Raw genomic sequence first — 26807 nt, forward strand, 5'->3', positions numbered from 1 at the left:
GTCCTGTTGAGAGACCGGGTTCGGGTACCGGTGGCCGTTTGCAGGGAAATCAAGGGTTGGGACGGGGTGTTGTGTCCAGGTTTAGGTCGACCCACACTGGGTCGTGGTCCGAGGCCCGCCAGGGGCCGTCCGCGGGACGACGGCCGTCGAATCCCAGGAATACCGGTTCATCCGCGTTCACCCTCCAGGTGTCGCCGTCCTGTACCCGTTCGTGCATCGGGGCTGGGCCCAGTAGGTAGTCGAGTTGTCCGGCCTTGCCTCGGAAGACATAGCTGTAGGCTTGTGTGGGGTCGGAGTGAACAAGATCCCGTTTGCCCGCCCGATGCAGCACTTGTAAGGGGTCTTCGGCGGCGTAGGCGTTGAGATCGCCCAGGATCAGGACCGGTACTTCGGAAAATTCACCGCGTTGTTGTTCCTCAATCCATTGGATCAGCCGTTCGGCTTGTTCCGTGCGGCGCAGATTCCAGCATCCCTGGCCACGATCGATGTCACCCGAGTCAGGGCAACCGCTCTTGGCCTTGAAGTGCACGGCTACTGCCCCAAAGCGCAGTTCGCTTTCCGCATGTTCGAACCAGCCGAGCAACGGCGGGCGGTGATGGACGGGGTCCTCATCCGCGGTTGTATCAAGCAGCCGGACTTGCTCGGGCCGATAGAGGAGCGCGACCTTGATGGCATCCGTCCCGGGAGCGGGGTGGGCAATGGCCGAATATTCGCCGCGCGAACGCGTTGATGCGTTCAAACGCTCCAGGAGCCCTTCCCGGGCGGCGGTGGCGTTCTCCAGTTCCACTGCGGCCAGCAGGTCCGCATTCAATGCATGAATCAGGGCATCCAACTTGGCAGTCTGGCGCTCACGTTCGGACGGGTTGCTTGCACCGCGTTCACCGAGCGTCACGAAGTCGTTCTCCAGGTTGGCGGTGGCGATGCGCAGCCGGTCCAGCGCGGGCGCCGGGGGCGGATCGGGGCGCTCGCCGGAGTTCCAGGCGGGCGTTGCGGTGGGATGAATGCGATGTCGGCCGAAGGCGTGCGTCAGGATGCCCTTCAGGCCCTCGACCGTGCTGCCGGTGCGGCGAGTGCCATACTCGTCCAGATAGGGGATGGGATCCGGCTGCGCTCGATAGCTGCCGTCGTCGAGCTCAATGGTCCGATTGCGGTGGGATGGCCCTGTATCTTGGCCGGTTTGCCCCGGATGCCGCAGGCGGCCATCGGCGGCAAGCGTAAGGGTCCCGTAGCGCGCCAGTTCGCGATTGGACGTCACCGTCAGCGTTTGCGGAAAACGGACCTTCAGGTCCGAAAAGGTCTCCAGGCGATGCGCATCCTCGGGCAAATGCAGTTCAATCGGTTCGGGCCGGCCTTCGTAACCACAGGAATGGACGGCGTTCACATGCGAGATCTGCGGGCGCTCGTGATGGCGGTTGAATTCGCCGTGCACCTGCAGCCGCTGTCCCGGACGCACGGGTGTCTGGCGGGGGGCGTAGACGAACAATCCGGTGGCCTCCTTCCCGGTGCTTTGCTGGAGGTAGAAGCCACCCAGCTCGTCTTCGTCCATGAACACGCCGGAAGCGATGCCTTCCGCTACTACGGGTTCACCTTCGGAAACGATCCCATCGCGTAGGTCGGAGAGGTCTTGGAGAGGGGCCGCCGTGGTAGGGCAACTGACGCGGGCATCGGCCATCGCCGCGCCCGACAGGAGCAGACCAATGGACGCAAACACCAGGGCGTGGCGGGTGCCACTGGTTGGCGTGGGGGAGGTTGCTGAGTGCGGCCGATCCATGGCGCTTTCGCTTGTTTGTCAGGCGCTCTTGTCGGGATTGAGCAATTGGAACAAGTAATCAGGCGATTGCGTGACGTCCGCGATTGTATACCCGTCCAGCACGGCGAGAAAGGCATCGCGTGCGTCGTTCAGGACGCCCCGCAGCTGGCAACCGGGGAGAATCGGGCATATCGGGTTCTCGCACTCCACCACGTTCAGGTTGGGCTCCATGTCCTTCACCACGCTTCCGACGTTGATCTCGGCCGGCTCGCAGGCCAGCGAGATTCCTCCACCTTTGCCGCGGCGCGTAATGATGTACCCCTTCTGGCCAAGCTGATGGACGATCTTGACCAAGTGATTGCGAGGGATCGTGAACTGCTCGGAGATGTCGCTCACGGTCACGCGTTGGTTACGCGGTTGCACCGTGAGGTACATCAGGACGCGGAGGGAGAAGTCGGTGTAGCGGGTGAGCTGCATAGGTTTGGCGTCGTCAGATAGTGTGAGAGTTGAAGAATATGCTGGAACGTATATTTACAAGAACCTTAATGGTTCCGGACCCCCGTCACAAGGTCGTGCGTTCACGCGGCGTGAGAAGCGCACCTGAAGATGCCTCTTCAGAATGGCGCATCCAGGCCCGAGCCCGCCGCGATCACGGACACAGAGGGGATGGTATGGAACAGGGTACTGGGTGGTTGAGCCGGCTTTCTCTCGCCGGTCGCTTTTCGCTGGCATTGAGCGGCATCGTCGGCGTCTTCTTTCTGATCGCGGCCACGGCTGTGTTCTGGCATACGGCCGCGCTAAAAAGCGGCATGGAACACACCCTTGCTGGGGTGATGCAGGGACATCCCACCTCCCCGGCGTTGGAGGCCGATGTGGCCGAGCAGGTGGAGCGATTGCTGACCCTGGCAGCCTGGCAGGTCAACGCGATGATGTTGGGCGTGGCGATCGGCGTGATCGTGGTGGTCTATCTCCTGTTTCTACTTATGATTCGTCGGCGCCTGGCGGGCCTGGCCACCCAATTCGGGTCGGTATCAGAGGGTGAGGGTGACCTGCGTCAAAGGATTGCAGCGCCACGCAACGACGGGATCGACCGACTTGCGCGGCTGTTCAATGCCTTTATCGAGCGCCTGCAGCGCATGGTCTCGGAGATGGTCGAGCATGCCCGTGAGTTGGGCGACTCCGTGGGCACGCTGCACCGGGTAGCGGAGGAGACCAACCAGGAGGTACAGCAGCAACAGGCCCGCTTGGGGCAGGTTGCGACCGCGATGAACCAGATGACGGCCTCGGCCGAAGAAATCGCACGGAACGCCCGCACCGCATCGGAGGCGGCCGATCAGGCCGAAACCGAGACCCGTGCCGGTTCCGATGTGGTGGATTCGACGGTACGCACCATGCGTGAGCTTGCGGACGAGATCGGCACGGCGAACGAGCAAGTGGCGAACCTGCAGGCCGAGTCCGACCGTATCGGTTCTGTCCTTGACGTGATCCGGGGGATTGCCGAACAGACTAACCTCCTGGCCCTGAATGCCGCGATCGAAGCGGCACGCGCGGGTGAGCAAGGCCGCGGATTCGCTGTGGTCGCGGACGAAGTGCGCACGCTTGCGAATCGCACCCAGGAGTCCACCACCGAGATTCAGGCCATGATCGAGCGCCTGCAGGCCGGTGCCCACTCCGCTGCCAGCGCAATGGAACGAAGCCGAGAGCGTGGAGTGGCGGGTGTCGACGAGGCCGCCGGCGCCGGTGAGGCCCTGCAGGCCATTCGTTCCGTGGTGGAGCGCATCCGTCATCTAAACAACGAGATTTCTGGCGCCGTATCGCAGCAGGCGGAGGTGGCGCGCGAGGTGGATAGCACGCTCACTGAGGTCAGCCAGGGTGCGCAGATGACCGCCAGCAATGCCGAAGCCACTGCGACCGAGACGGATGCTCTGGTCGGGCGGATCGAGCGCTTGCGGGGCCTGACGACCCAGTTTCGCGTCTGATCCGCGTCTGCGTCGGGTTGCGACGCGGGTTCCGGCGTCGCATTAGCGGTTTGCGTATACTGCGGCCCGCCTCGAGATTACGGAGCTGCACCTGCAATGACAGTCTGGGTCGCCACCCTGCTCGGGATCGTGCAGGGCATATTTATGTTCCTGCCCGTCAGCTCGACGGCCCACCTCGTCCTGACCCAGCACTGGCTCATTCGCCAGGGCGAACCGCTCCCGCCGCCGGAAAGCCCGGAGATGATTCTGTTCGACCTGGTCGTGCACGTGGGCACGCTGGTCTCGATTATCTTCGTGTTCCGGCACAGCCTGACCCGTCTGACCGGTGGGATTGCGCGCGAAAGTTGGCAATGGGCGTCCGCTCGCGGTTCGGCGGGACGCGAGATGCTCTTTCTCCGCTTGGCCCTGTTGTGCGGGCTTTCAGTGTTCGCGACGGCGGTGGTGGGTTTTACCCTGAAGGCTGGATTCGAGCAGGTGTTCGCGCACCCGACGCTGATTGCCGGAACGCTTAGCCTGACCGGGGTTCTTTTGTGGTGGACCGACCGCCTCCAGCGGCGCCCGCTGGGCCTGCGCCAATTGAGCCCAAAAATTGCCATGATTATCGGCGTCGCCCAGGGTTTCGCCTTGATTCCGGGACTGTCCCGCAGTGGCATGACCATCACCTTCGCCCTGTTCTCGGGCCTGAAGCGGCGCTGGGCGGCCGAATACAGCTTCTTCCTGGCGATCCCGACCATTCTCGCGGCGACCGCCGTGCAATCGTTGGATGTCCTGAACGGGGAGGGCCTGGGCGAACTGAACTGGACCGTTCTGGCGGTTGGGTTTGTCGTGTCGGCCGTGGTCGGGGTCATCTCCTTGAAGATGGTCCTGTTCTTCCTGTATCGAGCCAATCTGAAGGTCTTCTCGTTCTACCTCTGGGCGCTGGCTCTGCTGGTCCTGTTCGGTTTCCTCGACGTCGATATCATGTACGGCTAGAGCGGGCCGGGGCGAATGCGGAAAGACTACGCATCGCCTATTCCGGCCCGCGCAGCACGGCCAGTGGTGCCTGATCGAGGACCCGACGGGTTCCTAGCCAGCCCGCCAGGGCGATTCCCAAGGTGCCACCGCCAATCCCGTAGACGAAGGTTAGCGGGTTGATGCTGTATTCGAACTCGAACACCTGCCACGCGAGCAGGGCCCCGACGGCGGTGGCGATGATCGAGGCGAGTAGCCCGGCCAGGAACCCTAGCGTGCCGAACTCGGCCAGAAGACCATTGCGGATATGGTCACGGCGTGCCCCCAGGGTGCGCAGCAGTGCGGTCTCGCGTCGTCGCACGTCACGGGTGGCCTGTACGGCGGCATAGAGCACAGTCAAGCCCGCGATCAGCGTAAACAGGAAGACGTACTCCACTGCCCGTGTCGCCTGGTCCATCACGTCGCGGACCTGCGCCAGTATGGCGCTGACATCAATCGCCGAGACCGCCGGGAATTCCCGCAGCCACTGGTTCTGTGCGGAGCGCTGGTCCTCGGGCACATGCATCGCGGTGATGAACGTCCTGGGTTGTTCGTCCAGCAGGGCAGGGGGCCCAATCACGAAGAAGTTGACCTGGAAGCTGTCCCAGTCCACCTCGCGAACACTGACAATGGGACTTCGGATTGCCTGGCCTCCCACCCGGAAGGTCAGGTAATCCCCAATGGACAGATCGAACCGTTCCATCAAGCCGGACTCCACCGACCAGCCGGTATCAGGGCCCTCTCGGCCCTCCCCGAACCAGTATCCATCCACCACTCGGTTATGTTCGGGTGGGGTGTCGGCATAGGATAGATTGAACTCCCGGTCGACCAGTCTTCTGTCGCGATCATCGTCGTAGTCCTCTGGACGCACGCGTTCGTCGTTGATCTCGATCAGACGCCCTCGGATCATCGGGTCCAGTTGCGGGCGTTCGAGTCCGGCCTCCTCAACACGATCGGCAAAGGCCTGTTCTTGCCCCGGCTGGATATTGATGAAGAATTGATTTGGCGCATCCTCCGGAATGCTGGCATCCCAGGCCTGCAGCAGATCGACCCGAACGATGGCCAGCAAGAGCAGCGCGAGGATGCCGATGCTGAACGCGACCAGTTGTACCGCGCTCAGACCACCACGCCGGGAAAGATTCGCCAGACCAAAGCGCAATGCCATACCACCCCGGTTGCGCAGAGGGCGCAGGGCGAGCACCAGGCCCATTCCGAGTACGGCCAGCACCGCGATCGCAATGGCCGTACCCACCAACACCCAGGCGGCCAGGCGTGGGTCCGCCGCCTGCCAGTACAGCAGACCGCCGAAGGCCACGATGGCCAGCGCCCCGGACAGCCAAACCGAGGTTGGGGGAAGGCCCAGCTCGCGGCGCAGCACGCGCAGCGGGGAGACCTGTCCAATGCGCAAGAGGGCGGGCAGGGCAAAGCCCACGGCGGTAATGAGCCCGACGCCGAGGCCGGCGATCACCGGGCGTGCCCCCGGCGGCGGCAGATTGCCGTCCAGCCAACCCCCCAATAGAGATGCGAGTACAAACTGTGCAGCAAAGCCGATGGCCAGGCCTGCAGCGGAGGCCAGCACCGCCACCACCACGACACGCCCGAAATAGGTCAGCAGGACCTGGCGTCCACTGGCGCCGAGCGCCCGCATCACCGCGGCTGGGTCAGCCCGTCGTTGCGCAAAGTGGTGGGCGGCGACCGCAATGGCGGCACCGGCCAGCAGTACCGCCATCAGCGACGCAAGCCCCAGAAAGCGTTCGGCGCGTTGGATGGCCGTGCGCAACTCCGGGTTGGCGTCTTCCAGCCCCAGCAAGCGCTCACCAGAATCCAGGTGCTCCTCGAGCCAGCCACGGAACGATGCAATCTCACCGCCAGACCCGGCGGCAAAGAATTCATAACGGACGCGGCTGCCGGGTCCAACCAGTCCGGTAGCCTCAAGGTCTTCGAAGGCGAGCATGACCCGCGGCGCAATATCCAGAAGATTACTGCCTCGATCCGGCTCGTGGGTGATGACGCCCGTGACTTCGAGATCGATATCACCGACTTCGATGCGGTCACCGATTTCGATCCCGAGGGTCTCGAGTAATGCCGGTTCCAGCCAGGCGGTTCCGGGCTCGGGACCGTGTTCACGGGTGATCTCCGGGGACTCCCGGTCGGGCCGAATCCGGGCCTCACCCTTCAGGGGCCACGTCGCCTCCACCGCGCGCAATGCCGCCAGGCGCGACGCGTCAGCCTCGGTAAAGACCACGCTGGGAAGCGAGGCGGTTTGGGCGGTTTCGAGACCGCGGTTGGTCGCCTCCTTGGCCCACTCGCCGGGCAGTGGGTTATCGCTGACTACGGCCAGATCGCCGCCCAGCAAAGCGGTGGCCTGCTGAGCCATGCCGCGATCCACTCGATCGGTGAAGAATCCAACGGCCGCAACGGCGGCCACCGCAACGACGAGCGCTGCCGCGAGGACCCGCAATTCGGCGGAGCGCCATTCCCGCCACGTCCCCCGAAAAAGGGCACGTAGCGGGCTGCGGCGCGGGGTTCGGGCGCCGGTCATGCGAGCACACCGTCCTGAATGGAGATGATTCGATCGCATTGATCCGCCAGTTCCGGGTCATGCGTCACCAGGACCAGCGCAGTCGCCGGACCGGCTTCTCCGGGGTGGCGGGCCAGGCCAAACAGCAGTTCGATAATGCGGTGGCCGGTGCGGCCGTCCAAATTGCCGGTGGGTTCATCCGCAAACAGGACGGCAGGGTGATCTACGATCGCCCGTGCGATTGCCACCCGCTGCTGCTCACCGCCGGAGAGCTGGTGTGGGTAGTGATCCGCACGCTCGGCTAGGCCGACCCGGTCCAGCGCCTGTGCCGCCCATTGGTTCAGGGTGTCCTGACTTTCGCTCGCATGGGCCGCATTGAGCTCCAGGGGCAGCAGGGTGTTCTCCATGGCGGTCAATGCCGGCAGTAGCTGGAACGACTGGAATACGAAACCGACACGTCCAGCACGCAGGGCGGCACGCCCATCCTCGTCCAGCTCGCTGATGGTTTGCCCGAGCAATCGAACTTCTCCGGCACTGGGAGCGTCCAGACCTGCAAGTAAGCCGAGCAGTGTCGACTTGCCGGAACCCGAGGCACCCAGTATGGCGACCGTTTCGCCCGCCTGGACCGCCAGGGATATGCCGCGCAGGATGTCGAGGCGGCCGCTGGGCCCATTGATCCGCTGTTCGAGGCCCCGAGCCTCCAGTACATACGATGAGGATGCATCCATGTTGCGTGTTCCCTTGGTGATGACGTGGGTCGTGATGGCCTTGGTTGCGTTGCTATGGAGTCCTGTTGCCGCCGCGAATTCCCCTCAGGGCGAAAATCGTTCAACGGATCCCCCGCGTATCCTGGTATTTGGCGACTCCCTTAGCACGGCCTACGGCATGTCGGACGCGGTCGGGTGGCCCGCGCTGCTGGAAGAGCAGTTGGATGGGCGCGCCCATTCATGGGAGGTCGTGAATGCCTCCATCAGCGGTGAGACGACGGCCGGGGGACGAACCCGCTTGCCCGAGATTCTGGAGCGCGAGGCCCCGGACCTGGTGATCCTGGCCCTTGGCGGCAATGACGGATTACGCGGACTTTCGCCACAGACAATGCGCGAGAATCTCGAGCGCATGGTCGATGCCATCGAGGCGGCGGGCGCCGAAACCTTATTGCTCGGGATTCGCATACCGCCCAACTACGGGCGCCGGTACACCGAACGCTTCGAGGCCGTTTATGCGGATTTGGCGCGGGATCGGGGCTTGGTGTTCGAACCGGGTTTTCTGGACGACTTCGTGCTGAAGGAGGGAATGTTAATGGATGATGGCATCCATCCCAGCGAAAAGGCACAGCCGTATCTTCTCGACGTGATCTGGCCGCATCTGGAGCCGATGATTCGGGGTGTGGAGGCATGCCGCAATGTGCAAGACAGCAATGGTGAAGCGTAAGGGCAGACTCAGTCCTCAAGCAACGCGCGCAGTTCGGCGACGACGTCCTCTGGCAGAAGCTGACGGAGCACCGGGTGCAGGTCACGGTCGACTTCGGACAACATCGGCAGGGTCCGGATCTCCGAATGGCGGCAGAGCGGATTGCCATACTGATTGGCCTGGATGCTGCGTTCAGCCCCCATTTTCATCAAGGCGACCCCGGGTAGCCCGCGCGGGCCTTCGTCCAGCACCTCGACCAGTTCCACCACGCAGCCGTCGACCTCACCTTGAATGCCAATCAGCGGGGCGAGAATGTCGATCATTCGAGTGGACTGTTCGGTCGTCAGCATGTCCATTGCCGTACCTTACGACCGATGCGGGCGCGGCGCCAGCGCGAGACGGATACGGACCCAGAAAAGGTTGGTGTCCCCGGCAGGATTCGAACCTGCGACCTGCCCCTTAGGAGGGGGCTGCTCTATCCAGCTGAGCTACGGAGACTCGGACGAGAGTATAAGGGCCGGGCGTAATTAGGCCCAAACGGCTCAGCCCTTGGATCTGAGCTGGTGGTGGGCCCAGGCAAGAAATTCTTCCAGTGTCGCCTCGCCAACGCCAGGCGTACCGGGCCCAGCGAGCTGGCGATAGCGTATATCGCGCCCGGTCCGCTCTAGCACTCGGCGCACTGCCCAGTCCGCATCACTGGCTCCATTGCTGAAACAGGCCCCGGGTTGGATCGCGTCAGGCGGTATCGGATCAGGTGCCAAGTGGTGACGACGCGCCAGGAGATAAAGTCGCGCCAGGTCATCCTCGGAGAGATCAAGGTAGAGATTAAGCTCGCGCATCGCGTACTCGAGGTCGTCCCGACCCAATCCGGCCTGTTCCAGCGCCGCCAGAGGAGGCGAGCCGCCTTTGTCCGGGACTGGATTCAGGCTGGCCGGGTAGCGCCGCCAGGGAAACGGGTAGTTGATGGCCACGGCCACGATCATCATCAAGCCGACGCTGGTCAGCACCGGGTGCAACAGAAACCATGGTCCCAGCGCCTCCACGGACTCACCACCCAGCACGGCGTAGAGTGCAGTTGCCCCGCCGGGCGGGTGCAGGCAACGCAGGTAGTGCATCAGCCAGATGGCGACCCCGACTGCCACCGCAGCGGCCAGCAGGGGGTGGTTTACGCCTTCGCGCACCAGCACACCCACAATGGCGGCGACGCCATGTCCACCGATTACGTTCCAGGGCTGGGAGAAGGCCGCGCGGGGCGCAGCGAAGAGCAGGACGGCCGTGGCCCCAAGCGAGGCGAGTATCAGGCCGTTGATGCCGTTGTCGGTGACGGATGCGGCAACCTCCAGGGAGAGGTAAAGGCCGATCACACCGCCCGTGAGAGCAATGAACTTGTCCTTGTGATTGGTGGTGTCGAGGAAATCGCCCAGCAGGTTTCCGCGCCCAGTGCGCAAGCCCGTCTCCAAAAGGAGTGTATTCAATATATCTTCGTGATATGACGGGTGCGGGTCAAGCCCTGTTGCGGACAAGGGGGCTTCCCCAATATCTGCCAAGGCGGATCGTACTTAGGCTCACAGCGACCTTCAGGGCGCCTCGGATTCCAGGATTAGGGAAACGCGCCGGTTCTCGGCTCGGCCCTGAGGATGGTCATTGGCGGCTACCGGGAGGGTGTCGGCGCGGCCGACGGCCCGCAGCTTGGCAGGAGATAGATCGTTGGCCACCAGGTAGCGCACCACACCGCTGGCACGGGCAGCGGACAGTTCCCAGTTGGAGGGGAAGCGTTCAGTGGCGATCGGGAGGGCATCGGTGTGTCCCTCGACGGTGATCACCCCAGGGTGCTCTTCCAGGATGGGCAACAGTTCCTGAAGCAGCTGTTCGCCGTCCGTCCGAAGTGCCGCCTGAGCGGTCGCGAACAGGATGTCGTCACGGATGCGCAGCTCCAGTCGGCCCGGCTGTTCGACGACATCGACCCCCTGTGGGGTCCGGGCTCGAAGTTCGGTGATGTCTTCGGCCGTGTGTCCTGGCGCGTCTTCCAATGCGTCCTGGCGGGCACCACCGTCCTCGGCCTCCTGGGCATCCGTGACGTCCGGCAGCCCCAGAAGGGAGGGGTGCACCAAGGGGTCGACCAGGGCGCTACGGTCCGGGTGAGCCAATGCAATCGGGCTGGCCGATACCGCTCGCGGGTCGTCGTCGCGTGGGTCCATGAAGGTGAGCATGATTACGAAGATCACGATGACCAGGGTCAAGACGTCGAGATAGGTCAGGACCCAGGCATGTTCGTCATCCCGTTGGCGCTCGCCAGGGTAGGAGCCAAGAAAGGCCTGATCGGGACGCGTGGCGGCATGAGCATCCATCTCCGCCTGCAAGGCGGCACGGTCCGAGGTGGGGTAAGGGCGACCGGGCATTGGATCAGCGCCGTTCGTCGGATGATTCGTTTGCGTGCGAATCGACGGTCGGTTCTTCCTCGCCATTGGGTACGGTCTGGCGAATCTCGTCGCTATGGTTCTCCATGAACGAGCGCAGGGTTTCGCGGATGTAGCCAGGCGAGCGGCCCTTGCGCATCAGCATGATGCCTTCCAACACCATGGTCATCAGTACCACGCGTTCCTCGGTGCGGCGTTCCAGCTTGATCGCGATTGGGCGAAAGACGAGGTTGGCCAGCAGGATGCCGTAGAAGGTGGTGATCAGCGCGATACCCAGATTCACCGCGATCACGGTGAAGTCGTCGTTTTCGGTGGTCAGCAGGAGATTAATCAGCCCGATCAAGGTGCCAAGCATGCCGAACGCCGGGGCGTAGGTCGCCATAGTGCGAAACATCTGGGCATCCGCCTGTTCGCGCGCCCGTAGCCGGGCCATGCGCCAGTTCAACAGGTCAGAGACGTCGTCCATCGGCGTGTCGTCGATCACCAGCTGAATGCCGGTCCGCAAGAATGGATTGTGGATCTGGTCCAGACGGTCCTGGATCCGACGAAGGTTCTGGGAAAACCAGTAGCGCGAGACCTGCACGATCTCTTCAAGATCCTGGGCTACGTCGTAGCGTTCTTCTCGGATCGCGTTGGCCCCCGCGCGGAATACGCGCATGACCTCGTGGAAGGGGTAGCTCATCAAGGTGGCGGCAATGGTGCCACCGAGCACGATGCCCAGTCCCGGCAGGTTCAGAAAGGCGTCGTAGTCCTGTGAGGAGAAGGCAATAACGCTTCCGAAAACCAAAAGGCTGCCAACGATGCCGAGCAGTGTAGAGAGGTTCATGCCTGATTCCGGGGAGGTAGTGACAGCAAGGATAAAACAGCGCCATGTCCGGCGTCTGCCGGTCGCCCGCACCTGCGTTCCCGCGTACACTCGGCCCAATCAAACGCAACCGGAGTCGCGCGCAATGGACACGAAATGGGTGGTTCTCGGGATCCTGGTCCTGCTGGTGGTCTGGGGGGTGTGGACGTACAACCGCCTGGTGACCGGTCGCAACCGCTACAAGAATGCGTTTGCCCAGATCGATGTCCAGCTCAATCGACGCTACGACCTGATCCCGAACCTGGTCAAGGTCGCCGAGCGCTACATGAGTCATGAGCGGGATACGCTGGAGGCCGTTATTCAGGCCCGCAACCAGGCGAAGGACAGCCTGCAGCAAGTGGCCGGCGACCCGACCAATGCCGAGGCCGTGCGTCAGCTGTCGAGCTCTGAGCAGGGGCTGTCCGGCGCGCTGGGGCGCTTGTTCGCCTTGTCCGAAAGCTATCCGGAGCTGAAGGCAAACGAGAACATGATGCAGCTCTCCGAGGAACTGACCAGCACGGAGAACCGGGTCGCCTATGCCCGCCAGGGTTTCAACGATGCGGTCATGCAATACAACATCCTGCGCGAAATGTTCCCCAATAGCCTGATTGCGAACAATTTCGGGTTCCGGTCGGCGCAGCTTCTGGAGATCGAAGACCCACAGAAGCGCGAAGCGGTGCAGGTGAACTTCTCCTGATGCGGCCCGTGCAGTTACCAGTGGGCTTGAATAGATGGTTGATGGAAGGATTCGCCGGCCCATGAATTTCTTCGAACATCAGGATCGGGCCCAGAAGCGGACCCGCTGGTTGCTGGTTCTATTTGGGCTGGCTGTGCTGGCAATTGTGGCCGTAATGAATGCCATCGTGCTGGTGCTGTTTGGTCAGGCCGAGCCCGGACCGGCAGGCGAGCCGTGGCTGACCGGCGAGTTCCTCGCCCGCAATGTCGACGTGATGATCTGGACGACCGTGCTGACCGTTGGCCTGATCGGACTGGGGAGTCTCTACCGCACCATGGGTCTGCGCGACGGGGGCGGAGCCGTGGCTCGGGAGCTGGGTGGGACCCGTGTGGATGGCGACACCCGCGATCCGCTGCGGCGGCGTTTGATGAACGTGGTGGAGGAGATTGCGATCGCCTCCGGTGTACCGGTGCCCGAGGTCTACGTGCTGGAGCAGGAGACCGGGATCAACGCCTTCGCAGCCGGGTATTCGCCGGACGATGCTGCGATTGCCGTGACCCGAGGGGCGTTGGAGCAGCTTGACCGCGACGAATTACAGGGCGTGGTGGCGCACGAATTTGGCCACGTGCTCAACGGCGACATGCGCCTCAATATCCGGTTGATGGGGATGCTGTTCGGCATCCTGGTCATGGCCCTGATCGGACAGCGGGTCTTGTTCGCCATGCGTTTGTCGCGCAATAACAGGAATGCCGGTGGGATTGTCGCCGCCGGGTTGGCGTTGATGGTGGTGGGTTATATCGGCCTGTTTTTCGGCCGTTGGATTCGGGCTTCCGTCTCGCGCCAGCGCGAGTATCTGGCGGACGCCTCGGCGGTTCAGTTCACGCGACAGCCGGAGGGCATTGCCGGTGCACTGAAGAAGATCGGGGCCGGGCAGGGAGGCATGCGGGCAGACACCGAGGAGGTGGGGCACATGCTGTTTGCCTCAGGTGCTCTGGGCCAGATGTTTGCGACCCACCCGCCACTGGTGAAGCGTATCCAGGCGATCGAGCCCGGTTTCGAGGCCAGCGAACTGGAGAAAGTCCGCGAGCGCATGGAACGAGAAGCGCAGTCGCGTCGAGCCGAGCAAGAAGCTCAGGCCGAGGCAGAAGAACACGACCGCCGCAAGGACGCGGGGCCTGGCGGCCTGCTGCTGAACCCGGAACAACTGATCGAGAACATTGGCGATCCCGGGATTGCGCAAATCCTGGGTGCAGGGCTTCTAGTGGCAGCCATGCCGGGTCCCTTGGAACGCGCCGCGCATTCCGACGCCTGGGGTGTCGAGGTCTTGTTGTATTTGCTCATCAGCAGCAACACGCAAGTGCGAGACGATCAGCTGCTTCGCATTACCGCCGTGCGAGGTGCCGAGAGCGAGTCGCGGGTGCGCAATTTGTTGAATGCGGTGCCTGAACTCCGCCCGGATCTGCGGATCCCTCTCCTGGAGATGAGTTTTCCGGTCCTTCGCCATCGTCCGCAACCGGAACGCGAGACGTTGGTGGGACTGGTACAGGATCTGATTCGAGCGGACGGGCGGGTATCGGCCTTCGAGTATGCACTGGGCCGTCTGGTACAGCGCCAGCTGCACGACCTGGCGCAGCCCGCCCGGTCGGGCCCTGGTGGCCGCCGACGTCTGGACCGTTTGCTGCCACAGGCCCACGATGTGCTAGCGGTGTTGGCGCATCACGGTCATCCCGATGATGCCGAAGGGGCGGCTGCGGCCTTCCGTACCGGGGTCGAAGCGCTGGCGGCGAAGTTTGGCCCACAAACGGGACACCTCTCGGCACTCGAGCGAATGCAGGACGATCAGGGGTGGCCTGCGGTGCTGGACGCGGCCCTGGAGGCCCTGGACGAACTGCGGATCGGCGACAAGGAAGTACTCATCTCCGCCATGCTGGCGACCGTGACCCACGGCGGACGGACGCTGGTGGCCGAGGTTGAGTTGCTGAGAGCGATGGCGGCGTCCCTGCACGTGCCCCTGCCGGTGGGAGAGTCGCCGACCGGCGAGTCCGCCACAACCGCGTCGGAATAATCGCGTGCGCCCCCCAGCGCTGGCGGGGTATCATGCGCCCGCTCCGGGGGCGTGGCGGAACTGGTAGACGCATCGGACTTAAAATCCGCTGGCCGCAAGGCCGTGCCGGTTCGATTCCGGCCGTCCCCACCAAATTCCAGAACCTGTCGTTTGCATGTCTGGGGAATCTTTCTCTACGACGGTTCGTTTGCCAGCGTCTCCCTCGTGCGTCTTCTCGGTTGGGGCACAGTAATCCGCTTGGGGTGAGCCCAGCGTTGGCTGGGTCCGACAGGGGAACCTGTCGGCGCTTTCCGCGTCTGGTAGAAGAGCGCATAGTGTAACTCTGTGCGTACCTAAAAAGCCCCGCGCATGCCCGAGAGCACCCAGACGACGGAAGGGACCGGCTCGCAGGTGGAACATTCCGCCCGCGTACGCACCGTAGAGCCTCTGATCAGCGGCCCGATGGTCGCCGCCCTGACCAGTGCGGTGCTGTTCGTTTTGTTATTCCTCGCGATTGATCTTGGCTGGAAGCAGCAACTCGCCGAACGCTATGAACAGACGGTCGCGTCCGAGGCCGCTAGTCTGCGCACTCGGCTGGAAAGTGTGCTTAACGCTTCGGTGCATTCCACCATTGGTCTGGCGGCATATGCCTATGTTCACCCGGACCTGACCGAAGAAGATTTCGCGCGCGCTGCCGACCGCTTGTATCGTGACCAGCCAGACCTCTTTCGGTCTCTGACCCTGGCGCGGGGCGAGAAGCTGGCGCTGGTCTATCCGCGCGAAGGCAATGAAGGCGCGATTGGTCTGAACCTCGCACGACACCCGGAGCAGGGCGCCTCTTTCCAGCGAGTGCTGGACACCCGGAAGACCGTTGTGGCGGGCCCCTGGTCGCTGGCACAGGGCGGAAAAGGACTGTTGGTGCGCGCCCCTGTGTTCACGGAAGCCCCGGAAGATACCCCCGTCACAGTGAATCCGTGGACGTTATCCAGCGTCGCACTGGATTTCGACACAGTGCTGGAGCAGGGGGGACTTTTGCCGCAACCAGAGGGCCTTCAACTCGCGTTGCGCGGACGCGATGGTCTGGGTACGAGTGGCGATATCTTCTACAACCCGGATGGAATTGACCCGGACGGCGTGTCCTTACAGCAAACGGTCAGTTTTGCGGGAGGGCAATGGGAGATGCTGATCCGCCCGTTACCCGAGCCGGAGGCGACCGCTCGACCGGCCGCCTGGTGGGTGATGGGGGTGATTGGGCTCCTTGCGGTCAGCGGCTACACGTATCGGGTGGGCCAGGGTATCCAACAGCGGCGTGTTGCTTTGTCTCGCTACCAGGCATTGGTCAACCGCTTGGAGGACGCCACCCTGGTGGTGACGGGGCAACGCATCCTATGGGCCAATCCGGCATTCACGCGTCTTACGAACCAAGCGCCGGAGCCCGGAAAGGCACTGGTCGATCTCGATTTCATCCATGGCGATGACCGGGCGCGATTGCCGGAGGGGCTGGATTTTTCCAAAGCGCGTGAAGAGCCAAAGGGCCGCGAGATCCGCGTACGCACAGGTAGTGGGAAGGAACGTTTTCACCTGTTGCGTTGGGTTCCGATTGACTGGGAAGGCCAACAAGCGTTTCTGTTGAGCTTTGTGGATGTCCATGACAACCGCATGTTGTTCAATGCCTTGAGTGAGTCTCGCGATCTTCAGGACGCCTTGTTCGAGGCGATGCCGGGCGACGCGCTCGTGATCGATGAGAATGGACTCGTGCGGCGGGCTTTCGGGGAGGCACGGCGGGGCGATGTGCCCGCACGCGATGCCGTAGGTCACCTGTTGGAGGAACTCCTGCCGCCGGAGGTCGCGAAACGATTTGCGGGGGTGGTCCGGGAGGCATTGCGCGAGGGTACATTGCAGGAAATTCAGTACCGACTGACCCCCTGTGGGTTCCATGGGGGCGAGCGGCAGGATGGCGGTGGGGAGACCCGCTGGTACGAGGCTCGGGTGCGGCCGATCGATACGCCTTTTGAGGGCGCCGCGGCTGTGGTGTGGCACGCCCTGGATGTGACCGAGCGCAAGCATCTTGAGGAGCGGATGCAGGCGTTGGCCTGGGAGGACCCGTTAACGGGGACCGCCAACCGGGCCGCACTGGATCGAGCCTTCCCCCGTCTGGCCGCGCGAGCGGATCGTCAGGAGGCTCAGCTTGCCCTGCTGTTTATCGACCTGGATCGTTTCAAACCGGTGAATGATGACTACGGTCACGCGGTGGGTGATGAACTGTTGCGTCAGCTGGCGGAGCGGTTGACGGCCAGCCTGCGGTCGGATGATCTGCTGGTGCGTCTGGGTGGCGACGAGTTCATCGTGTTGAGTGCGCCGCTGCAACATGCCGGCGAGGCTTCGATCCTGGTCGAGCGCATACAGGCCGCCTTTCAGCGGCCATTTGAGCTGCACCCTGGCCATATGGCACCGGTCGAGAAGAGCCTGTCCTGCAGCATCGGTGTCGCGTTCTATCCGGAGGGTGGCGCACGTTTGGCCGATCTGATGATGGCCGCTGACCACGCGATGTACCGGGCCAAGGCGGCAGGTCGCAACGACGTGGCCTTTGCCACGAACCCCGACTAGTCGCCGCTGGCTTCGATATCCAGTCTTGAGGGGCTTAGGCGAGCCGCGACCGCCGTCTCCAGAGGCTCCACAAGGCCCAGAAGGTGATCTGCAAGCCACTCACTGGCCAGCGGTGCGTACAGCAGGCCGCGCGAGCCATGTGCCACGTTCATTAGCACGCGACCGTTCGGGTCCAGTCGGCTGGTACCCACCAGCGGTAGACGGTCTCGCACAACTGCGCGTTCGCCGACCCATTGATCCAGTACCTGAGTCTTGTCCGCCTCGTCTAACCCCGGGACCCAGTTGAGGTGGCGAAGATTGGCTGCGTCATCTTCGGCCAGTGGGCCCTTGTCCGTTCCCAAGTGGTTGGTCGTGCCTTCTGTCCGCCGGTAGGTGGCCCCAATCCATGCGGTCCCGCCACCTTCGGGGATGCAGTACCCCTGTCCCGTTGCCACGTAACCGCCCCAGTCCGGAAAAGGGGCGCGGATTCGAGTCATCTGACCCATGACCGTCGAGATGGCGGATTGCTCCGGGCAGAGAGGCCCGCCGGTCCCAGCGGCGTTGGCGAGCACGACCGCATCGAATCGTAGCGGCTGTTCATCCGGGGTTTCGAGCATTACACCCGCTCCATCGTCGCAGGGATTCAGCGACAACACCGCTTGTTTGTGGATCGCCGGCAGGTCTTGCGCGGCCGCGCGACAAAGCGCACCCATATCGACCGCCAGGCCGTGGGGATAGAACAGATGGGGTGCCGCGGCGCATCCCGGACCCTCTGGATTAAACAATAGGCCGGTCGCTTCGGGACCCGCCTTGAGCAGGCGTGCCACCCGTTTCTGGCCGTGGGCACTGATGCCATGAAAGGCGACGCCGGTCGCCAGCCGCAGGCAGGGACCATGCGGATCCTCCAGGCGCTGGATGAGGGCCCGGGTTTGGCGCATCCCGGCGATGGCCAGGCGATTGAGTTCGGGATCGCGCGGGTGCAGGTTCGGCAGGAGCACGGCGGCGGGGTTACCCGATGCACCGGCCGCGATACCGGCCGGATCAAACAGGTCAATGCGAACCCCGCGACGATGCAACGCATCGGCCATGCATACACCGGCAAGACCACCCCCAACCACGGCCACATGCTGGATCGGGTGGACGGCGGGCCCAGGGCACGTGGTTTTGAAACTCCCGAGCAGGCGCTCGCGCTTGCGTCCATGACCCGCCACCCGGTGCACGCTGAATCCCACGCTCTCCAGGTCCCGCCGCACTTGTCCGGCTGCTGTGTAGGTCCCGAAGGTGGTCCCGGGACCGGAAAGCCTGGCGACTTGCCGAAAGACCCCGGTATTCCAGAGCGCCGGATTGCTCCGGGGCGCGAAGCCATCGAAAAACCAGGCATCGACTCGGCCTTGAACCTGCGTCAGCAATGGGGCCGCTTCGCCCAGCCCAAGGGTTAGCACGGCCCGCGCGCCGGGAAACTCGATCCGATGCAACCCAGGTATGGGCGCCGGATACTGATCACGCAGGGCGTGGCTGTCGGCGTCATCCAGCCCCAGGTGTCGGTGCAATGCGAGCAGGTCTCCCGGCGACAGTGGGTGCGCCTCAAGGCTCAGGATCGACAAGAAGGCGTTAGGAGGAGCGTGGCGGCGCCACTCCTCAAGTGCCAGCAGAACGTTTAGGCCGGAGCCGAAACCCGTCTCGCCGATAGAGAACCGTTGTGCGCCCGCGAAACGGCGAGACAGATCATTGGCATCGATGAAGACCTCACGCACTTCCGCCTGTGGGTCAAGGGAGCCAAAATAGCCATCTCCGTAGTCGACAGCGAAGGGGCGTCCGTCACGCCACTCGAGACGTGCCCAGTCAAGCAAAGGGCGAGAGGGGGAGGTCATGCAGGAGCATTACCCGGGTGGGTCGCTACGCCTTCGCGCGACGCACCCGTGGGGTACGGAAGGATTATTGGGTCAGTTCATCGAACGGCGTGAAGGCGACCTGCTGATTGCGAATGCCGTTGTCCATCTGCGCGAGCAGGGTGTTGCTAATGGACTTGAAGCGGTCGAGTTCTTCCCCTTCAAGGGAGTCACTTTCCGGCAACTCGACCCGCATCGGGTTTTGCGGACGGCTGTTCACATGGATCTCGTAATGAAGATGCGGGCCGGTGCTACGCCCCGTATTGCCGGACAGGGCAATGCGGTCGCCGCGTTCCACTCTCTGCCCGGGGCGTACAAGCTGACGATCCAGATGCAGGTATCGGGTGGAATACCCCTGGCCATGTTCGATCTCGATGAACCGGCCGGCGTAGGGATGGTTCTCGACGCGAGTCACGCGTCCATCCGCAGGTGCCTGGATAGGCGTGCCGATCGGCATCGCGAAGTCCGTGCCATGGTGCGGCGCGACTTGCCCTGTGACGGGGTGGCGTCGGCGCGGGTTAAAGCTGGAGCTGATGCGGTAGTTGCCAGCAAACGGGCGCCGATCGAAGGGCGGCAGCAGGCTTTCGCCTTCAGGGGTGTAGAAACGCCCGTTGACATTGCGAGCTGCGCGAATCTCGATCCGCTCGCCTTCGTAGTCAAACGCGAGCAGGCGGAAATTGAGGGGTGTGTCATCACCTACCAGGGTTTCCTGCTCGACCAGCAGGGTAAAGCGGTCTCCTGTCCGCGCGTGGGTGCGGACCGGGAGGTAGCGGTCCAGTAGCACGGAGAGGGCATTGGCGGCGCGAGGCGAGATATCAGCACGCTCGCTCAACGCCGAGGCGATGTTGCCATCGATTTCGGCGTTGATGATCAGGTGGCTGACCTCGCGACCGTTTTCGACCTCGGCGCGTTCGAAGTCCCAGCCATCCGTCTCGCGGACCCATTCGTGCCCGCTGGCACGATCGGTCCACAGACGCATGTGCGTCAGATAGCCTTCTTCGTCCACCTGCCACTCGAGCTCCTGGCCGGGGCGTACACGATTGAGGATCGAGGTGTTGTCGTCGTCATCCAGCAGACGGTACAGCGTCGCCAGCGGCAGGTCCCATTCGCGTTCCCAGAGATCGGTCAGGCGCTCACCTTGCTTCAGGGTATGACTGTGCCAGTCCGAGTCGTCGCCATCCTGCTCAGCGACATCGGTATCACCGTCCAGGTCGAAGGTTTCGTAGGAGGTCGCAGACTCAGCGTCCGGATCGATCGTGTCATCGTCGAAGCTCGACGAGGATTCATCCAGCCTGTTGGTGGCGAAGGCGACGGTCTGGGCAGCCGGTTTGAAGGCGCCGTTCTGTGTCTGGGGGATGGGGCTGCTGCCACGTTCTGGGTGGTCGGCTGGAGCGAGTGAAGCCTGGGCTGCGGCTATTGGCGTGCCGGATCCAATTTGCAGGGGCTGGGAGGTCTCGGCAGGGTGGGAAGCGAGAAGGAGGCCTGTGCCGACCAGGACGGTTAGACCGGCGGTGCCCGCTAGTAGGAAGTGCGATGCCTTTTTGTTGCTTCCCATATAGCCCATGCCCCAGAGAGTTTTCGCTTTATACCACGTTTTTTCTGCCAATAAACAGCGCTGCAGGGCGGTTTTCCGGCGTTTCGCTCCCCGCGAGCCTCAGGATCGGATACCGACCCCCCGATTCAGCAGTGTCAGCGCGACCCCATAAAGGACCGCGATAAACCCCGAAATGATGGCAAAAGACATGGCCAACGGGAAGTCGCTGTGGCCCAGGCTGCCGTAGCGGAAGGCATCCACCATGTAGAGGATGGGGTTCAGCATGGACACGCCCTGCCAGAACTCCGGCAACAGGCTAATGGAGTAGAACACACCGCCCAGGTACGTCAGAGGCGTCAGGATGAATGTGGGCACGATGGCGATGTCGTCGAAGGTTCGGGCGAAGACGCCGTTGATCAAGCCTGCCAGGGCGAACAGGATTGAGGTCATGAGCACAATGACCAGCATCACGCCCGGGTTGTGGATGCTTAACGGGCTGAAAAACAACGAGACTAGCAATACGGCGACACCGACACTGAGCCCCCGGGCCACGCCCCCGAACACGAAGCCGAGGATGATCACGCTGTTGGGAACGGGCGAGACCAGCATCTCCTCGATATGGCGCTGAAACTTGGAACCGAAAAAGGACGAGACCACGTTGGAGTAGCTGTTGGTGATCACGGCCAGCATGATCAGCCCGGGGACGATGAAGTCCATGTAGCGATAGCCTTCCATGTCCCCGATGCGCTCGCCGATCAGGCCGCCAAAAATAATGAAGTAGAGCGCCGTCGTTATCACCGGAGGCAGCACGGTTTGCACCCAGATACGGGCAAAGCGCAGCACCTCCTTGGTGACAATTGTTCGAAACGCGGTCCAGTAGTCGCGCAGGTGCAAGCCGCTCATGCCTGGTTCTCCGGCTGTTCGGTCGTGCCGCTGGCACCTAGGGAAACACTGATCAATGTGCACGCTCGCGCTCGAGTCGCTTTTGCGTGCGAACAAGGCGCGGTGACTGCCGTGCAGTCATTCTGCACAAGGGAACCACAACGCCGTGCGCGCGCAAAAGAGGCCGAGCCCCTTCGGGGTTGGCACCCCAGGCTCCCCGGTCCTGCGTTGCGCCACTTGCGGGTAGAACCACTACCCGCTGCGCACCGCGCTTTGTCTCGTGAAACCTGGAGTGCCAACGCGAGCGTGAACATTGATCAGTGTTTCCCTAGAGTCAGATGGCTCGGTTCCAGCCCATTGCGGGTCATGCGAATGAACAACTCCTCCAGCCGGTTGGACTTGTTGCGCATGCTTTGGACACGAATCCCGGCCTGATCCAGCACGCGGAACAGATCGTTCAGATGCTGGCCACGCTGGATATCCGCTTCCAGGGTCATCTCGTCCACCTGCCGCAAGGCGACGGCGGCGTCATCGGGGAGCCCCTTCGGAGGCTCGCTGAGATCCAGCACCATGGTTTCCGTCTCAAGCTTTGCCAGGAGGCGTTTCATGGTGGTGTTCTCGATGATGCGGCCGTCATCGATGATCGCAATGTTGCGACAGAGGGATTCCGCTTCTTCGAGGTAGTGCGTGGTCAGGATGATGCTGCGACCGTCGGAATTGATACGGGTCAGGAAGTCCCACATCGACCGGCGCAGCTCGATATCCACCCCGGCGGTCGGCTCGTCCAGGATCAGCAGGCGTGGCTCGTGCACGAGGGCTCGGGCAATCATCAGCCGCCGCTTCATCCCGCCGGACAGGGTGCGGGCCATGTCCTTGCGCTTTTCCCACAGCCCGAGCTCGTGCAGATAGTGCTCGCAGCGCTCCCAGGCCTCGCGCCGAGGAATCCCGTAGTACCCGGCCTGGTTGACCACGATCTCGCCGATCGGCTCGAAGTTGTTGAAGTTGAACTCCTGCGGCACCAGACCGATGGAGCGCTTGACCGCCTGCAGATCGCTATCCAGGTCGTGCCCGAACACCTTGACCGTACCGGCGGTCTTGTTGATCAGGGAGGTGATGATGCCGATAGTGGTCGACTTGCCGGCCCCGTTCGGGCCGAGGAGGGCAAAGAAGCTACCGGGGGCGACCTCAAGGTCGATGCCTTTCAGGGCCTCGAATCCGTTCTTGTAGGTCTTCTTGAGCCCGCGAATCTCCAGCGCTGGCGTCATCGTCACATCCTGTAAGGCGAGGGGAACACGACCCCGAAGGGTCGACAAGGCAGGTATTATGAAGGCTTTGATTCGTTTTCGAGGAAAGCCCCGTGGATTCTGATTTTGTTGCGTCGTCCGATACCGCCATCCCGCTGATCCCGGTCAGTCGCGAGTCGCTCCCGGTCCGCCTTGAGAGTGCACCCGAGAGCTGGCGCAAATGGGTCGAGGCCTCGGATTTCGAGGCGGAACCGGGCGCCACCCTGCGCATCCCGGACGCCGAAGGTGGCTTGGCCGCGGTTCTCGCGGGGTTTGATGCGGAAACGCCAATCTGGATGCTGTCTGCCGCTGCCGAGACCCTGGGGACGGGGGACTACCGTTTGGAGACCGACTTCCTGAACGCCGATGTGCAAAACCTCGCGGCGATCGGCTGGGGTTTGGGACGATACCGATACGATACCTATCGTGAGGCGCAGGCGCGCGCCCCTCGCCTGGTCTGGCCGGAAGACGCGGATCAGGGGCGGGTGCAGGCCTTTGTCGATTCCATCGGCCTGACCCGCGACCTGATCAATACGCCGGCGGCCGACATGATGCCGGCCAATCTCGTTTTGAAGGCCCGGGAGCTGGCTGAGGAATTTGGCAGCAGCCTGCACGTGGTCAGCGACAGCGACAAGCTGGAAAAAGACTTTCCCTGTATCCAAGCGGTCGGGGCCGCGAGTGAACATGGGGCGCGGGTGATCGAAATGACCTGGGGGGCGCCGGATGCGCCTTCGCTGGTATTGGTGGGCAAGGGCGTGTGTTTCGATTCCGGAGGTTTGAACCTGAAACCCGGCAACTCCATGCGCCAGATGAAGAAGGACATGGGCGGGGCCGCCATCGTGCTGGGCCTGGCCCGGCTGATCATGGCGCACAACCTGCCGGTGCGGCTGACGGTCCTGATCGGGGCGGTGGAGAATGCAATTGGCGCCGGGGCCTTCCGTCCGGGCGATGTGCTAACGGCACGCAACGGCAAGCGTATCGAGGTGGACAATACGGATGCAGAGGGGCGACTGGTACTGGCCGATTTGCTGGACCGCGCCGCTTCGTTCCATCCCGATGTCCTGGTGGACTTTGCCACCCTTACCGGGGCCGCTCGGGTAGCGGTTGGAACCGAGATCAGTGCTTGCTTCACCCAGGACGAGGGTTGGGCCCGGGCTCTGGTAGAGCCCGCACGCGAATGGGACGATCCGGTCTGTCAGTTGCCTCTGCACGCGCCTTATCGCTACCTGTTGGACAGCGACGTCGCTGACATCGTGAATAGTTCCACCGGGGGGTATGCCGGCGCGATCACCGCCGCGCTGTTCCTGCAGGAATTCGTGCCGGACGACACGACGTGGATGCACTTCGACATCATGGCGTTCAATGTCCGCGCACGCCCTGGGCGTCCAAAGGGCGGCGAGGCGATGGGGCTGCGGGCCCTGTTCGCGGCGTTCGAATCCCGTTACGGACAGGTCGGTTAGGGCGTCGCATCTGCCGCATTGGAGGTTGCGGGCCCGTCGGATGCGCTACACGAGCCGCAGGTCGCTACGCGCACGTATGATCTTGCGCAGGGCAATAAGATACGCAGCCGTGCGGTAGTCGAGGATCTCGCCGTTACTCTCCACTTCGCGGACCTCGTGCATCTCGCGAAACGCCTGGCGCATGCTGTCGTCGAGGCCCGAGCGCACCAGGTCGATCTCTTCGGCACCCCGAACGATGGAATCGCGCATCCAGTCGGGTACGGTCTGGTTGGTCATCATTTCGATTGCGCTGACGATGTGTTGGCCCTGGGCGTGATCGTATCGCCGCTCCATTCGACCGAAGCGGATGTGAGACAGATTCCGGACCCATTCGAAATAGGAGACGATGACGCCACCGGCATTCACATAGATGTCCGGGAGGATAGTGATGCCGCGCTCGCGCAGGATGCTATCCGCTTCGAAGGTGCATGGACCGTTGGCCGCTTCCACCACCAGTCGTGCCTGGATGTTGGGTGCGTTGTCGCGATGAATGGCGCCTTCCAGCGCTGCGGGAATGAGGATGTCGCAGTCCGCCTCCAGTAGGCGATTACCGTTGCGCTCGAACTGCACACCGGGGTATCCCTCCAGTGTTCCGGCGTGTCGCAGGTAGTCGGCGACCGATTCCACATCCAGCCCGTCCGGGTGATAGATGCCACCGTCGACGTTGATGATTCCCACAATCCGCGCGCCCGCTTCGGCCTGCAGGAAGCGTGCGGCGTGCGAACCGACGTTGCCGAAGCCCTGGATGATGATGCGCTGGTCGCCAAGGCCCCCTTGCAGTCCGGCTTCGGCGGTCGCTCCGGTTTCCCCGAAAAAGGCCTGCAACGCATAGAGAACGCCGCGCCCCGTGGCCTCTAGACGGCCCCGGATTCCACCCATCTCCACGGGCTTTCCGGTTACACAGGCGGCGTGGTTGATGTCTTCTGGATGGCGTTCGCGGTACGTCTCCATGATCCAGGCCATTTCGCGCTGCGACGTGCCCATATCCGGTGCCGGCACGTTCTGCGCGGGACTGATGTAACCGCGGTGAATCAACTCGTGGGCAAAACGCCGGGTGACGCGCTCCATCTCGGCTTCATCGTACTGACGGGGGTCGATTCGCAGGCCGCCCTTGGAGCCGCCGAACGGGATGTCCACAATGGCGCATTTATAGGTCATGAGCGCGGCCAGGGCTTCCGCATGTGGTTGGTCCATATTGGGCGCGAACCGAAGGCCACCTTTCACGGGGAGACGATGGCTGGAATGTACGGCGCGCCAGCCGGTGAAGACCTCGATGCGATCCCTGAACCGGATCGGGAAGCTCACCTGAATGACCGATTCGCAGGTCTTGAGAGCCACGCGCCCACCCTCGGGAAGCTCCAGGTACGCCATCGCCCGGTCCACCATGTGTGAGACACTATCTTGAAAGGTTTCAGGTGCTTCGCTTTCTGACATGAGGAAATCTCTATCTTGGTTTGCATCATCGCGGACAGGGCACGGTGAGGATGATAGTGACTGAATTGGGCACAACGCCGGATCCGCGGTTCTCGGTCGCGCCAATGATGGACTGGACGGATACCTGGTGTCGCCAGTTCCACCGCCTGCTGACGCGGCGGGCATTGTTGTACACCGAGATGGTGCATGCCAACGCGGTGATCCACGGGGACCGGGATCGGCTGCTGGGCTATGCGCCGATCGAACACTCGATCGCACTGCAGCTCGGCGGTTCGGAACCGGCGACCCTGGCCGAGGCCGCTCGCATCGCCGCCGATCGTGGCTACGACGAGATCAACCTGAACGTGGGTTGTCCCTCGGACCGGGTGCAGTCCGGCGCGTTCGGTGCCTGCCTGATGGCGCAACCGGCCCTGGTCGCCGACTGTATTTCGGCCATGCAGCAGGCGGTGGATGTCCCTGTCACGGTCAAGCACCGCATCGGGATTGATGATCAGGATTCGGAGGCGGACCTTCACGCCTTTGTCGAGCGCGTCGCGGCGGCTGGCTGCCGCCACTTCGTGGTCCATGCCCGGAAGGCCTGGTTGCAGGGCCTGAGCCCAAAGGACAACCGGGATGTGCCGCCGCTGGACTACGAGCGAGTGTATCGGTTGAAGGCCGAGTTCCCCGACCTGACCGTTGTGCTGAATGGCGGACTCGATGACGTTGCGTCCGCAACGGCCCATCTGGACCGCCTCGATGGGGTGATGTTTGGTCGCCTGGCCTATCACCAGCCCTGGACCCTGTCGGTGGTGGACCGGCTCTATTTTGGGGCGGACCGCGATCCGCAACGCGGTGAGGTCCTGGAGGGCATCCTGGCGATTGCTGAGGGGATGCGCCGCGACGGGGTGCCGCTGGCACGGCTCACTCGGCACATCCTCGGGCTGTTCCACGGCGAGCCGGGTGCGCGCCAATGGCGGCGGACCCTGACCGAGGGGGCCCATCAGGCGGATGCGGGCCCCGAACTGATCGAGCGCGCTGCCGAGGCCTGCTGGCCGCGGGCCGCTTAAGGCATCGCGACCGGTCGGCGACG

21 protein-coding genes and 2 tRNA genes are annotated in these 26807 nt (G+C 63.2%); 9 read left to right on the plus strand and 14 right to left on the minus strand.

The features are described from left to right. Positions 1-49: 49 nt before the first annotated feature. Both D002_RS0101025 and D002_RS0101030 read right to left on the minus strand, forming a co-directional pair. Entirely contained in the window at positions 50-1771 is a 1722-nt protein-coding gene (locus D002_RS0101025; protein WP_018140059.1) for an ExeM/NucH family extracellular endonuclease, read from the minus strand. Between the two features lie 18 nt (positions 1772-1789). Then, positions 1790-2227, minus strand: coding sequence for an Rrf2 family transcriptional regulator (locus D002_RS0101030; protein WP_018140060.1), 438 nt, complete (start codon positions 2225-2227; stop codon positions 1790-1792). A 194-nt stretch (positions 2228-2421) separates the two neighbouring features. Between D002_RS0101030 and D002_RS0101035 the strand changes: the two genes are divergently transcribed. Together D002_RS0101035 and D002_RS0101040 are read left to right on the plus strand one after the other, a co-directional pair. Next, entirely contained in the window at positions 2422-3729 is a 1308-nt protein-coding gene (locus tag D002_RS0101035; RefSeq protein ID WP_018140061.1) for a methyl-accepting chemotaxis protein, read from the plus strand. A 96-nt stretch (positions 3730-3825) separates the two neighbouring features. Further along, positions 3826-4701 carry an undecaprenyl-diphosphate phosphatase gene (locus tag D002_RS0101040; protein ID WP_018140062.1) on the plus strand — a complete coding sequence of 292 codons (876 nt, stop codon included), beginning with the start codon at positions 3826-3828 and terminating at the stop codon, positions 4699-4701. Between the two features lie 37 nt (positions 4702-4738). Here the strand turns inward: D002_RS0101040 and D002_RS0101045 are convergent, their stop codons facing one another. After that, positions 4739-7261: an ABC transporter permease gene (locus tag D002_RS0101045; RefSeq protein ID WP_018140063.1), complete on the minus strand. Its 2523-nt coding sequence runs from the start codon at positions 7259-7261 to the stop codon at positions 4739-4741. Continuing rightward, the gene (locus D002_RS0101050) at positions 7258-7968 is read right to left on the minus strand and encodes an ABC transporter ATP-binding protein (RefSeq protein ID WP_018140064.1); all 711 of its coding nucleotides are present in this window, start codon (positions 7966-7968) and stop codon (positions 7258-7260) included. Before D002_RS0101050 ends, D002_RS0101045 begins: the two co-directional genes overlap by 4 nt. Here D002_RS0101050 and D002_RS0101055 point away from each other — a divergent pair. Then, positions 7967-8671: an arylesterase gene (locus D002_RS0101055; RefSeq protein WP_018140065.1), complete on the plus strand. Its 705-nt coding sequence runs from the start codon at positions 7967-7969 to the stop codon at positions 8669-8671. The genes D002_RS0101050 and D002_RS0101055 overlap by 2 nt on opposite strands. A gap of 8 nt (positions 8672-8679) precedes the next feature. Here the strand turns inward: D002_RS0101055 and D002_RS0101060 are convergent, their stop codons facing one another. From D002_RS0101060 to D002_RS0101080, 5 genes are all read right to left on the minus strand, one after another. Continuing rightward, the gene (locus D002_RS0101060) at positions 8680-9006 is read right to left on the minus strand and encodes a hypothetical protein (RefSeq protein WP_018140066.1); all 327 of its coding nucleotides are present in this window, start codon (positions 9004-9006) and stop codon (positions 8680-8682) included. Between the two features lie 65 nt (positions 9007-9071). After that, a tRNA-Arg gene (locus D002_RS0101065) sits at positions 9072-9148 on the minus strand. Between the two features lie 44 nt (positions 9149-9192). Continuing rightward, entirely contained in the window at positions 9193-10098 is a 906-nt protein-coding gene (locus D002_RS0101070) for an HPP family protein (RefSeq protein WP_018874901.1), read from the minus strand. 129 nt (positions 10099-10227) lie between these two features. Then, positions 10228-11049 (minus strand): OmpA family protein, encoded by an 822-nt coding sequence (locus D002_RS0101075; protein ID WP_018140068.1) that lies wholly within the window; start codon positions 11047-11049, stop codon positions 10228-10230. 4 nt (positions 11050-11053) lie between these two features. Then, positions 11054-11893 carry a motility protein A gene (locus D002_RS0101080; protein WP_018140069.1) on the minus strand — a complete coding sequence of 280 codons (840 nt, stop codon included), beginning with the start codon at positions 11891-11893 and terminating at the stop codon, positions 11054-11056. Positions 11894-12017: 124 nt separating this feature from the next. Between D002_RS0101080 and D002_RS0101085 the strand changes: the two genes are divergently transcribed. From D002_RS0101085 to D002_RS0101100, 4 genes are all read left to right on the plus strand, one after another. Then, positions 12018-12608 carry a LemA family protein gene (locus D002_RS0101085; protein WP_018140070.1) on the plus strand — a complete coding sequence of 197 codons (591 nt, stop codon included), beginning with the start codon at positions 12018-12020 and terminating at the stop codon, positions 12606-12608. A 61-nt stretch (positions 12609-12669) separates the two neighbouring features. Then, on the plus strand, positions 12670-14652 hold the full coding sequence (locus D002_RS0101090) for a M48 family metallopeptidase (RefSeq protein WP_018140071.1): 1983 nt from the start codon (positions 12670-12672) through the stop codon (positions 14650-14652). A gap of 45 nt (positions 14653-14697) precedes the next feature. Beyond that, a tRNA-Leu gene (locus tag D002_RS0101095) sits at positions 14698-14784 on the plus strand. A gap of 216 nt (positions 14785-15000) precedes the next feature. Further along, positions 15001-17238: a diguanylate cyclase gene (locus tag D002_RS0101100; protein WP_018140072.1), complete on the plus strand. Its 2238-nt coding sequence runs from the start codon at positions 15001-15003 to the stop codon at positions 17236-17238. Here D002_RS0101100 and mnmD read toward each other — a convergent pair. The 4 genes from mnmD to D002_RS0101120 form a co-directional block, all read right to left on the minus strand. After that, positions 17235-19088 (minus strand): tRNA (5-methylaminomethyl-2-thiouridine)(34)-methyltransferase MnmD, encoded by a 1854-nt coding sequence (gene mnmD, locus D002_RS0101105; RefSeq protein ID WP_018140073.1) that lies wholly within the window; start codon positions 19086-19088, stop codon positions 17235-17237. The two genes, D002_RS0101100 and mnmD, sit on opposite strands and share 4 nt — an antisense overlap. A 64-nt stretch (positions 19089-19152) precedes the next feature. Then, a complete protein-coding gene (locus D002_RS0101110) occupies positions 19153-20661 on the minus strand; it encodes a peptidoglycan DD-metalloendopeptidase family protein (protein ID WP_026181428.1) in 1509 nt (502 codons plus the stop codon). A 99-nt stretch (positions 20662-20760) separates the two neighbouring features. Continuing rightward, on the minus strand, positions 20761-21543 hold the full coding sequence (locus D002_RS0101115; RefSeq protein ID WP_018140075.1) for an ABC transporter permease: 783 nt from the start codon (positions 21541-21543) through the stop codon (positions 20761-20763). A 296-nt stretch (positions 21544-21839) separates the two neighbouring features. Beyond that, a complete protein-coding gene (locus D002_RS0101120; RefSeq protein ID WP_018140076.1) occupies positions 21840-22787 on the minus strand; it encodes an ABC transporter ATP-binding protein in 948 nt (315 codons plus the stop codon). A 92-nt stretch (positions 22788-22879) separates the two neighbouring features. Between D002_RS0101120 and D002_RS0101125 the strand changes: the two genes are divergently transcribed. Further along, complete coding sequence (locus D002_RS0101125; protein ID WP_018140077.1) at positions 22880-24265, plus strand: M17 family metallopeptidase; 1386 nt, start codon at positions 22880-22882, stop codon at positions 24263-24265. Between the two features lie 45 nt (positions 24266-24310). On the opposite strand, the gene D002_RS0101130 is transcribed toward D002_RS0101125, so the two are convergent. Next, positions 24311-25738, minus strand: coding sequence for a Glu/Leu/Phe/Val dehydrogenase (locus D002_RS0101130; protein ID WP_026181429.1), 1428 nt, complete (start codon positions 25736-25738; stop codon positions 24311-24313). Between the two features lie 50 nt (positions 25739-25788). On the opposite strand from D002_RS0101130, the gene dusA reads away from it, so the two are divergent. Continuing rightward, the gene (gene dusA / locus D002_RS0101135) at positions 25789-26784 is read left to right on the plus strand and encodes a tRNA dihydrouridine(20/20a) synthase DusA (RefSeq protein ID WP_081610796.1); all 996 of its coding nucleotides are present in this window, start codon (positions 25789-25791) and stop codon (positions 26782-26784) included. Positions 26785-26807 lie beyond the last annotated feature (23 nt).

Source organism: Thioalkalivibrio sp. ALJ7, from assembly GCF_000376865.1.
Lineage (GTDB): Bacteria > Pseudomonadota > Gammaproteobacteria > Ectothiorhodospirales > Ectothiorhodospiraceae > Thioalkalivibrio.

What these genes read in the sequence shown, in the direction of transcription:
- D002_RS0101110 (WP_026181428.1), bottom strand. Translation starts at nt 20,661, where the DNA reads ATGGGAAGCAACAAAAAGGCATCGCACTTCCTACTAGCGGGCACCGCC.
- D002_RS0101055 (WP_018140065.1), top strand. Translation starts at nt 7,967, where the DNA reads ATGTTGCGTGTTCCCTTGGTGATGACGTGGGTCGTGATGGCCTTGGTT.
- dusA (WP_081610796.1), top strand. Translation starts at nt 25,789, where the DNA reads ATGATAGTGACTGAATTGGGCACAACGCCGGATCCGCGGTTCTCGGTC.
- D002_RS0101085 (WP_018140070.1), top strand. Translation starts at nt 12,018, where the DNA reads ATGGACACGAAATGGGTGGTTCTCGGGATCCTGGTCCTGCTGGTGGTC.
- D002_RS0101120 (WP_018140076.1), bottom strand. Translation starts at nt 22,787, where the DNA reads ATGACGCCAGCGCTGGAGATTCGCGGGCTCAAGAAGACCTACAAGAAC.
- D002_RS0101050 (WP_018140064.1), bottom strand. Translation starts at nt 7,968, where the DNA reads ATGGATGCATCCTCATCGTATGTACTGGAGGCTCGGGGCCTCGAACAG.
- D002_RS0101045 (WP_018140063.1), bottom strand. Translation starts at nt 7,261, where the DNA reads ATGACCGGCGCCCGAACCCCGCGCCGCAGCCCGCTACGTGCCCTTTTT.
- D002_RS0101030 (WP_018140060.1), bottom strand. Translation starts at nt 2,227, where the DNA reads ATGCAGCTCACCCGCTACACCGACTTCTCCCTCCGCGTCCTGATGTAC.
- D002_RS0101090 (WP_018140071.1), top strand. Translation starts at nt 12,670, where the DNA reads ATGAATTTCTTCGAACATCAGGATCGGGCCCAGAAGCGGACCCGCTGG.
- D002_RS0101115 (WP_018140075.1), bottom strand. Translation starts at nt 21,543, where the DNA reads ATGAGCGGCTTGCACCTGCGCGACTACTGGACCGCGTTTCGAACAATT.
- D002_RS0101060 (WP_018140066.1), bottom strand. Translation starts at nt 9,006, where the DNA reads ATGGACATGCTGACGACCGAACAGTCCACTCGAATGATCGACATTCTC.
- D002_RS0101075 (WP_018140068.1), bottom strand. Translation starts at nt 11,049, where the DNA reads ATGCCCGGTCGCCCTTACCCCACCTCGGACCGTGCCGCCTTGCAGGCG.
- D002_RS0101025 (WP_018140059.1), bottom strand. Translation starts at nt 1,771, where the DNA reads ATGGATCGGCCGCACTCAGCAACCTCCCCCACGCCAACCAGTGGCACC.
- D002_RS0101130 (WP_026181429.1), bottom strand. Translation starts at nt 25,738, where the DNA reads ATGTCAGAAAGCGAAGCACCTGAAACCTTTCAAGATAGTGTCTCACAC.
- D002_RS0101080 (WP_018140069.1), bottom strand. Translation starts at nt 11,893, where the DNA reads ATGAACCTCTCTACACTGCTCGGCATCGTTGGCAGCCTTTTGGTTTTC.
- D002_RS0101040 (WP_018140062.1), top strand. Translation starts at nt 3,826, where the DNA reads ATGACAGTCTGGGTCGCCACCCTGCTCGGGATCGTGCAGGGCATATTT.
- mnmD (WP_018140073.1), bottom strand. Translation starts at nt 19,088, where the DNA reads ATGACCTCCCCCTCTCGCCCTTTGCTTGACTGGGCACGTCTCGAGTGG.
- D002_RS0101035 (WP_018140061.1), top strand. Translation starts at nt 2,422, where the DNA reads ATGGAACAGGGTACTGGGTGGTTGAGCCGGCTTTCTCTCGCCGGTCGC.
- D002_RS0101100 (WP_018140072.1), top strand. Translation starts at nt 15,001, where the DNA reads ATGCCCGAGAGCACCCAGACGACGGAAGGGACCGGCTCGCAGGTGGAA.